At 64.8% G+C, this 8,427-nt stretch carries 9 protein-coding genes; 3 read left to right on the plus strand and 6 right to left on the minus strand.

All coding sequences use genetic code 11. The features are described from left to right. Positions 1-2: 2 nt before the first annotated feature. From ACFFGN_RS21780 to ACFFGN_RS21790, 3 genes are all read right to left on the minus strand, one after another. Positions 3-1,856: a rhamnogalacturonan lyase family protein gene (locus ACFFGN_RS21780; RefSeq protein ID WP_380050660.1), complete on the minus strand. Its 1,854-nt coding sequence runs from the start codon at positions 1,854-1,856 to the stop codon at positions 3-5. A 120-nt stretch (positions 1,857-1,976) separates the two neighbouring features. Then, the gene (locus ACFFGN_RS21785) at positions 1,977-2,834 is read right to left on the minus strand and encodes a glycoside hydrolase family 16 protein (protein ID WP_380050662.1); all 858 of its coding nucleotides are present in this window, start codon (positions 2,832-2,834) and stop codon (positions 1,977-1,979) included. Between the two features lie 370 nt (positions 2,835-3,204). After that, positions 3,205-4,020 (minus strand): Rossmann-fold NAD(P)-binding domain-containing protein, encoded by an 816-nt coding sequence (locus tag ACFFGN_RS21790; RefSeq protein ID WP_380050664.1) that lies wholly within the window; start codon positions 4,018-4,020, stop codon positions 3,205-3,207. An 85-nt stretch (positions 4,021-4,105) separates the two neighbouring features. Here ACFFGN_RS21790 and ACFFGN_RS21795 point away from each other — a divergent pair, with 85 nt between their 5' ends. Next, positions 4,106-4,528 carry a winged helix-turn-helix transcriptional regulator gene (locus tag ACFFGN_RS21795; protein ID WP_380050666.1) on the plus strand — a complete coding sequence of 141 codons (423 nt, stop codon included), beginning with the start codon at positions 4,106-4,108 and terminating at the stop codon, positions 4,526-4,528. A gap of 167 nt (positions 4,529-4,695) precedes the next feature. On the opposite strand, the gene ACFFGN_RS21800 is transcribed toward ACFFGN_RS21795, so the two are convergent. After that, positions 4,696-5,571, minus strand: coding sequence for a LysR family transcriptional regulator (locus ACFFGN_RS21800; RefSeq protein WP_380050668.1), 876 nt, complete (start codon positions 5,569-5,571; stop codon positions 4,696-4,698). A 109-nt stretch (positions 5,572-5,680) separates the two neighbouring features. On the opposite strand from ACFFGN_RS21800, the gene ACFFGN_RS21805 reads away from it, so the two are divergent. After that, positions 5,681-6,289, plus strand: coding sequence for a dihydrofolate reductase family protein (locus ACFFGN_RS21805; protein WP_380050670.1), 609 nt, complete (start codon positions 5,681-5,683; stop codon positions 6,287-6,289). 29 nt (positions 6,290-6,318) lie between these two features. Continuing rightward, complete coding sequence (locus ACFFGN_RS21810; protein WP_380050672.1) at positions 6,319-6,882, plus strand: cysteine dioxygenase family protein; 564 nt, start codon at positions 6,319-6,321, stop codon at positions 6,880-6,882. Here ACFFGN_RS21810 and ACFFGN_RS21815 read toward each other — a convergent pair whose 3' ends face one another. Next, complete coding sequence (locus ACFFGN_RS21815) at positions 6,883-7,365, minus strand: hypothetical protein (RefSeq protein ID WP_380050674.1); 483 nt, start codon at positions 7,363-7,365, stop codon at positions 6,883-6,885. 753 nt (positions 7,366-8,118) lie between these two features. Further along, entirely contained in the window at positions 8,119-8,283 is a 165-nt protein-coding gene (locus ACFFGN_RS21820; RefSeq protein ID WP_380050676.1) for a hypothetical protein, read from the minus strand. Positions 8,284-8,427: the final 144 nt, after the last annotated feature.

An 8,427-nucleotide genomic window follows, 5' to 3' on the forward strand; every position in this document is an offset into this window, starting at 1 on the left:
CGTCACCTGGCCGTGTAGACGATGTTCGGCCGGGGCGGCTTGGTCATCCCGGCACCGAGGAAGTAGTCGACGTGATGGGACTGCATGTAGCCCTTGAGCGTCATCGCGTTGCGATAGGCCGGGTTGTGCGCAAGCGTGTACAGCCTGGTGCTGCTCGGGTGGTTCGTGGTGAAGATGATCAGCTGGTTGTAGCTCGCGTTGGTGTAGACGGCCTCCTCACGCCAGTCGCCGAGGATGTCGCCGTAGAAGGCCGGCTGGACGTTCTGGCTCGCATCGACCGCGCCGTAGTTCGCGGTGGTGAGCAACCGTTGCAGGCTGTTGGATGGCTTCGGGTCGGCCGGGTTCCACTTCTCGAACTTGCCGTCGTTGAGCAGTTCCATCGTGATGTCGCCGTCCCACCACAAGCCCAGTTGCGGCCAGGGCCGTAGCGAGGTGTTCGGTTCGGTCAAACGGTTGGTGGGCGCGTTGTAGACGCCGGAGAAGGCCCAGACCTCCATCCCGGGGAAGCGCGGATCGATATCGCCGGCCATACCGCGTCCCACGTCGGCGGTACCGGACGCGGTATGCCGCCAGATGATGGAGCCGTTGGTCGCGTCGTAGTAGTAGTCGCGCAGGCCACTGGGATTGTTCTGCTGTACGCCGTACCCCTGCAGACCTGGGCGATTGGGGTCCATCTTCGCGATGTGGAAACGGTCACCGTGAACGATGCCCGCCGGGCCCAGGGAGTACCGCAGAGTGCCGTTGCCGTTGAGCACGAACCCGATCTCCGCGACCTCGTCGGTGCCGTCGCCGTTGACGTCGATCACGCGGGTGTTGTGCCCGTCGGGTGTGTTCTGGTTGCCGCGAAGCCACTTCCACTGCTGGGTCAGGGCCTGGCCATCGAACTGCCAGGCGCCCATCATCAGGTTGAACGCCCCGCTGCCGATGCGGTTCTTCATGAAGGCGACCAGACTCGGCCGGGCACCGTCGAGATAGCCGACGCCGAACCGCGCGTACATCGGGCCATCCGCCAGGTAGTCGGTCGGGACCGGGGCGGTAGCACGAGGCGCTCCGGTCATACCGTCGAGAATCGCGATGAACTGGCGGTTGTTGTTGCTGTTGGTGAAGGTGGTTCCGTTACCGAAACGAACGCCGTTGGCGATCCGTACGGCGACCTCGGCGCGGCTGTCACTGTCGAAGTCGTACACGGTGACGCCGTCGTTGTGGCCGACGTTGATCGTGGCCGAGCCACCCTCGATGTTGTTCTGGTTGGTGCTGTTCGGGCCCATGTTGACCGACCAGAGGAACTGCCCGTCACGCCGGTAGGCCTCGAGGGTCTGTGGCGAGGTCTGGCGGTCCACGACGTAGTCGTACTCGCCATCGCCGTCGAGGTCGCCGACCCAGACGAACTTCACCGGACCACCAGCGCGCAGCGGTACGCGGACGACCGGCTCGGTCGCGTGGTTCGCGGTCAGAGTGAAGGCACCGCTCGGAGGTTGCTCCGCGCCGTTGATGACGGGCCGTACCCGATAGCTGTTCGAGCGGGTCAGGTCAGCCGTCGAGTCGGTGAAGTTCGTGCCGCCGGTCAGGACCGCGGCGTTGAGCTTGACCTCCGCACCGCCGGCGGTGGACCGGTAGACGTTGAACCCGATGCCGTCCGGGTCGAGTCCCAGCAACCGCCAGGAGACCAGCACATTGGTGTTGCTCGACCGTACGGCGACCACGCCGCGGCCGAGGTTCTCCATCGGCCGGGCGGCTGCCGGTCCGAAATCGGCCGGGGTCGTCGCAGCGCCTGTGCCGGCCGCGGACGCTGTCGCCGTGGCGAACAGGATCATGGCGGCGGTCGCGGCGATCGAGACCTTGACGGACTGTTTCATCATTCCTCCTCGTGCGGGATCTGGGCGTTGATCACCGGCCGGCGCCGGGGCACGGGTGCCTTGGGACGACGGTTGGGGGCCTTCGGGTAACGCCGCCTGGCGGCGAGCGCAGGGGTTCGGCTACGGCGCCTTGCGGTAGGAGCGGAAGTAGTCGACGACAAACTCCTTCGGACGCGGGTCCGCGGGGTCGACCGATCCGGTCCAGCCGGCGTTCTCGTAGATGCCCAGCAGGAACAGCATCGGATATGCCGGCGAGACGTTCATCGTCTTCTTCAGCACGTTGTCGACGTACAACTTCATCTGGGTGGGAGTCCACTCGAGCGCGTAAATGTGCATCTCGCTGGAGATGTTGAAGTCGACGGCGATGTTGTGGTGGATTTCCTGGGCGTTCGGATCGCCCCACTTGAACATGCCGAAATTGAAGTTCCGCGGGTATCGGCCGGCGTGCTCGAAGATGTCGATTTCGGCTGACTGGCTTGCGGTGTCTTGTTTGCCGATCATCCAGAACGCGGTGTGCAGGCCGCTTCGGGCCGAACTCTTCGCGCGAATCTCGAAGTAGCCGTGCCGGGCCGTGTACTTCATCACCGTCGGAATCGAGTGATCGTAAGGACTGTTCTTGTGCAGGCCGGTGCGTTGCCCCGTCTGCAGGCTGGAAACCTTCATCGGGTTGTTGCCGTAATAGGTCGGCTGGTCGTTGTCGATCCGCAGCACGAGCGCGTTGTTCCGGAACCCGTAGCGGGCCCTGGACCGCCATTCCGGCGTTCGCGATTCGAGGTAGTTGGTGATCCACAGATTGCGGTCGAGACTGCCGTTGAACTCGTCGTTCCGGTCGAGGATCCAGCCCGGCTTCTGCAACGGATTCGGGGGCTGCTCGGCCGCTTCGGCGGCATGGGTGGAGCCGGTCGTCGCGACGGCGACGAGCGACCACGCGGCGGCGAGCGTGGCGAGAGTACGAAGAGCGGACCGGGCGTTCTTCACGCTGCCATCTCCTTGGATGCGGGGGCTTTCGGCTCGGTGCGCCTGCACCTGAACCGGGTCAGCCCGGTCGCAATCCCACCCGCTGCGACACCATCGGCCAAAAGCCGGTATCGCGGATCCGGGCGTTCATCCAACCTCGGGGGCGGACCGACACGATCGTCGGCGAGGCTTACTGGGAACGTTCACAGTTTTAGCGCAACAATGTTCGCTGTCAATAGCTCAATATCGTTATTGTGACAGACTGAGCACCGTCTGTGATGACTGTGCACGGTCCCAGAATTTAGCCCAAGAATGGACAATTCGCACTTGACCGATGTTGACAATTCCGTTCGGCCGGGAGGCTCTTCACGCTGTTCAGCGCCGAGTTGGATCAGCGCGCGCCGGGGCGCATGGCAGCCGCTGCATCCGCGGCGAAGGTGAGCGGGTCGGTGAGCGGCCGGCCGAGTAGTTGCACGAGGTCAGGGCTGGTGTTACTGAGCAGACCGTGCCGAACGCTGGACGCGATCGAGGTGAGCATCGGCGGCTGGAAGGGCAGCAAGGTGTCATCGGCGAGAAGCCGGGCGCGGTACTCGCCGAGCCCGATCGTCCGGTGAGCGACGGCGAGACGTCCGGCGACGGACCGAGCGGTGACCGGTTCCCCGACCAGCTCATAGGTCTTGCCCGCGTGATCGGATGGGTTGCCGGCGACTACGGCGGCGGCAGTGGCCAGGTCCTGCCGCGCCACCACACAGAGCGCGCCATCACCGAACGCCGACTCCAGGCCGTCGGGCGTCCAGGTCAGCAGGGCACCGAAGAGCTCGGCGTACAGCCCGTTGCGCAAGACCGTGCACGGAATTCCGCTTGCCTTGAGCAACTGCTCGGTGACCCTGTGGGCAAGGGCGAATCCGAGGTGGTCCCCGCTCTGGGTCAAGCTGGTGTAGATCACGTGCCCGACGCCGTCACGTACCGCGGCGTCGCGAACGGCCCAGTGGCGAGCGATGACCTGGTCGTCCTCGGCATATCCCGCCGACACCAGTACCAGGGTCGAAACGCCGGTGAAATCGAGCGTCGCGGGGTCATCGAAGTCGAGGCGGCGCTGTCCAGGCGCGGGCGATCGGCTCCCGCCGATGGCGGGCGCATCGCGTTCGGCCAACTGCTGAAGGGTGGAAGAAGCGAGCTGTCCGTTCGCGCCGGTCACCATGATCATCGTGGTTCCATCTCCTCGTGGTTCTGTTCAGTAACTACGGTGAGATCATGTGCGCGCCGCAGCCGGCTCACAAGGAGGCAGTTTCGTGTCAGTGAGGCACACCGAGGTAACCACCGGTACCGCGGAACTCGAGCCCTGCGGGCAGCCGGACCATCCCGACTGCGGCATCCGGGACGTGCTCGATCGCGTCGGTGACAAGTGGTCGGTACTCGTCATCGTCGAACTCGCCAACGGACCGCGGCGCTTCCGGCAACTCCAGCGCGCCATCGACGGCATCTCCCAGCGAATGCTGACGCTGACGGTGCGACGCCTCGAACGCGACGGGCTGGTTCTTCGGACCGTGTATCCAACCGTGCCGGCTCAAGTCGACTACCGGCTCAGTGCGACCGGCGCGAGCCTCACCCATCTCGTAAGGGCGCTCGCCGACTGGTCGCTGGAGCACCGCGACGGCATAGCCCGCGCCCGCCAGGCCTACGACGAAGACCACCCTGAAAACGACATCCGCTGACTGAGCTCACGTTCGGCAAGCGTCCGGTACGACACCCGCGTATCACCTCTCTGACCACAGCCGGCATGGCTGGGCCGAAGAACTCGGGCCGGTACAGCGCCGCCTGAACCACCTCGCGCCCAACCGCCGCACCACGCGGCGGTCACGGATGGCGGGCGACGGCGATGTCAGCGGGTCAGTTCGCGGGCGGAGTCACGCAGGGCCTGGATCAGGGCAGCCGAAGCCGGCGGATCTGGCGGTTCGCCATAGGTGACGGCGTAGATCCGGCGGGGAGAGCTGTCGAGTTCGGTGGCGTGGATGTCAGGTCGGCGGTGAGCCTGCAGGGCGAGTCCGGGCAGGGTGGTGACGCCTACGCCGGCGGCTACCAGGGCTTGTACGACGACCATGTCGTCGCTGTGGGAGCCGATGCGCGGGGTGAACCCCTCTCGCTGACACACCCTGGTCAGTTCGTCCTGGCAGCGCTCGCAACCACCGATCCAGGCCGAGTGCCGATGGTTGGCAAGGCTGTCGTCGCGACGCTGGCTGATGAGGTAGATCGGGTCCTGGCCCACCTGCACAAGGCGGAATCCCTCTTCTTCGACCGGGGCATCGGCGTACCGGAAGATGAGTGCGACGTCGATCTCGCTATGCCGCAGCATCTGCAGCGCTTCGACGGGATGGCGGTCGTACACGACCAGCTCGATACCCGGATGGGCCTCGGCCAGCATGCTCGCCGCCTTGGGCACGATCGTGGCCAACGCCGACGAATTGGCGGCCACGCGGACCCGTCCGGATCGCAGGCCGACTTGGGCCGCGAGTTCGCTGGTCGCCGCGTCGAGCCGGCCCAGGATCTCGCCGGCCCGCTTGGCCAGCAGTTCGCCTTCTGGGGTCAGGCGGATCCCCCGACCCACGCGCTGAACGACCTTGACGCCCACTGCCGCCTCCAGGCGCGTCAGGTGATGGCTCACCGAGGGCTGGGAGTAGTGCAGCTCCTTCGCGGCTTCGGTCACCGAGCCGTGCCGCGCCACCGCGGCCAAGACCTTGAGGTGGACCAGATTCAGCATAGATCAACGATATCAATGTGATCGCCACAAGATCGGCATTAGACGACATGAATCTGATGACTCATGCTTCAAGAAGAGACAGTCATCCGGATTCGCCAGGAGGCACACCATGAGCAGAGTCGTCGCCAACATCACCGTCTCCGCCGACGGCTACGGCGCCGGGCCGAACCAGACCGAGAAACGCCCGTTCGGCGACGACGGCGGTGACGGCTGGGGCGACCGGCTGCACGCCTGGATGTTCGAGCACGCCGACGAGAACCGGGCCGAGCTCGACCAGATCACGCCCGCCGGGGCGTACATCATGGGCCGGAACATGTTCGGCCCGGTGCGGGATGAGTGGGACCGGCCGTGGAACGGCTGGTGGGGCGCCAATCCGCCCTACCACACCGAGGTTTTTGTGCTCACGCATTACCCGCGCGATCCGCAGCCAATGGAGGGCGGTACGACGTACCACTTCGTCACCGACGGCATCAAGGCGGCAATGGACCGGGCGCGGGAGGCGGCCGGCGATCGCGAGGTCTCGATCCAGGGCGGCGCGCACACCATCAACCAGTATCTCGCCGCCGGGCTGATCGACGAGCTGCGGCTGCACTTCGTGCCGCTCACGCTCGGTGGCGGTAGCCGGATCTTCGACGGTGTTCCGGCGCTGAACCTCGAGCAGGTGTACGCGCGGGCGGCGAGCACCGTCACACACGTGACCTATCGCGTCCTGCCCTGAGCTTTTAAGGCGCTGAAAGGAGTTCGACCATGCCAGCTGACGACTTGCAGGCCTTTATCAACGACGTGGCGCTGGTGGTTGCCAGCAGCAACGATCAGTACGAGATCACGCAGCGGATCGCGCCGCGGCTGTCCGCTCTACTGGCCTCCGGCTATCAACTTCCACCGGAGTTCCTTCGGCCATCATCGGAGCGCCACCTGACGTATCCGCTCTACATCGCTCCCGACGAGAGTTGGTCCCTGGCGTCCGTGGTCTGGAACATCGGGCAACGTACGCCCGTGCACGGACACGAGACCTGGGGCGTCGTCGGAATCTACTCGGGCACGGAACGCGAGATCCGGTACGTCAAGCCCACTGATTCCGCGGTCGGCGAACCACTGACGCCGGCCGGTGAGCACGAGTGGCGCCGCGGACAGGTCGCGGTGTGCTGCACCACCGACGATGACGTGCACTCGGTGGTGGCAACAGGTGACGAACCCACCGTGGGGATCCACGTCTACGGCGGCAATATCGGCACCTTGAACCGGCCGTCGTACGACCCAGCCACCGGAGCAGTCCACTGGTTCACCTCCGGCTGGGACGAACCTGCGTGATCAGTCCCGAATGTCTTTTTTGTGGGGCTGACAAAGAGGCTGACCAGTTGGGCCGAGCTCACAGAACTGAGTCCAGATTTCGTCGATGCCGCCCACTCGATTCGGGTCACCGAGCACGAAACTGAAGGGCAGCTCCTGGATGTGGCTGGTGCGAGTTGTGTGGTGAACCATTATTCCGTTGGCAAGACTCCAAAAACGGACGTGCACCGGCGCGCGCTGCCAATCCGCATTGATCATCTTCCCGCTCACGACCGCCGTCCGCTGGCCCCAGACGATCTTCACCACGAGCTTCTGTTTGCAACGAATGTCAAGACAGCGCTCGAAATTCTCGTCCGCCCATTGCACTCGCGCTGATGCGGCCGGCTGGGCGGCACCAACAAGAGCCACCGCCACGACCGCTACGGCCACAATTCGACGCAATAGACCCATCTTCGATCCCACTCCCTCACTGGACGCTGCCTGCACGCCCAGTCTGTGAGCCATCGACCGGCAACCTCAACAAAATGCGACTGCAACAACCGGCAATTCCATCCGATGCCGACGGCAGCATTACCTGGACTGCCTGGGTCGCGGAGGTCAGCGGCGGGCTCTCTTCTCCCTACAGCGGGCGCGGGGCTCATCCTCGATCACCTTCACGGCCTACGCGGGAAGCACACAGGTCGACGAGCAAATCCGCACCGTCGACGGCAACGGCTCGAAGTCGTTCCGGTTCGTGATCGGTGATCCGAACCGCGTCGGTGGAATCAGCAGGATCGTCACACGGCTTTGCTACGTCGACCTCGATATGTTCGAAAAGATGCGACTGGCACGAGGCAATCCGCAACTAACGAGCTACGGACCAGGTCGACGCTCGACCTGGTCCGTAGCAAACGCCACGACTGGTCAGCCGATGCCCTTGAGCAACTGCCGGGCCATGACGATGCGCTGGACCTGGTTGGTGCCTTCGTAGATCTGGGTGATCTTTCCGGAGCAGCCGAGGGCAGATCGGACATCCTTGCCGATCTGCTCTCTGACCTGTGGTTTTGTTCTCGTCGGTTGTCAGCGTTGCGCCTACTTTGTCAACGTCCCACGGAGCAGGGACGGAGCAGCCGCAGCATCTGGCGGCCGGATGTGCAGGGTGCTGAGCCAGGCGGCGCGCACAGGCTCGCCGGTATCATCGTCTCCCTCCACATGGCTCACTAGCGTTCGCCGGCCGGTCGTTCGGCCGGAATCGGCTCGATCAGCTCTGGGCCGTTGCTACGGGAATTGTTCACTGCGGCCGACACTGCGTACATGTCCACCGCTACGGCGGGAGCCATCAACATGCGGACGTCGACGACGTTGGTGAGGCGTGGATCGAGCCACCGCGTCCCACTTGTCCGGCGAGATCACCATCGGCATCCGGTCGTGGACCCGGCGCACGTCGTCGGTGGTGGTCGTGATGATGATCGTGGACGTGGTCAGCCAGCGTTGAGGTCGTCATCACGGCGCAGACAGCGAAGACGTTGAAGTTGACCCGGTTTGACGGACGGGGTTGGTGTGGGGTGGTCAGGCTACTTGTTCGGC

Origin of the sequence: Kribbella deserti (assembly GCF_042434725.1) — a bacterium.
GTDB classification, from domain to species: Bacteria; Actinomycetota; Actinomycetes; order Propionibacteriales; family Kribbellaceae; genus Kribbella; species Kribbella deserti.

What these genes read in the sequence shown, in the direction of transcription:
- ACFFGN_RS21780 (WP_380050660.1), bottom strand. Translation starts at nt 1,856, where the DNA reads ATGAAACAGTCCGTCAAGGTCTCGATCGCCGCGACCGCCGCCATGATC.
- ACFFGN_RS21790 (WP_380050664.1), bottom strand. Translation starts at nt 4,020, where the DNA reads ATGATCATGGTGACCGGCGCGAACGGACAGCTCGCTTCTTCCACCCTT.
- ACFFGN_RS21800 (WP_380050668.1), bottom strand. Translation starts at nt 5,571, where the DNA reads ATGCTGAATCTGGTCCACCTCAAGGTCTTGGCCGCGGTGGCGCGGCAC.
- ACFFGN_RS21805 (WP_380050670.1), top strand. Translation starts at nt 5,681, where the DNA reads ATGAGCAGAGTCGTCGCCAACATCACCGTCTCCGCCGACGGCTACGGC.
- ACFFGN_RS21810 (WP_380050672.1), top strand. Translation starts at nt 6,319, where the DNA reads ATGCCAGCTGACGACTTGCAGGCCTTTATCAACGACGTGGCGCTGGTG.
- ACFFGN_RS21815 (WP_380050674.1), bottom strand. Translation starts at nt 7,365, where the DNA reads ATGGCTCACAGACTGGGCGTGCAGGCAGCGTCCAGTGAGGGAGTGGGA.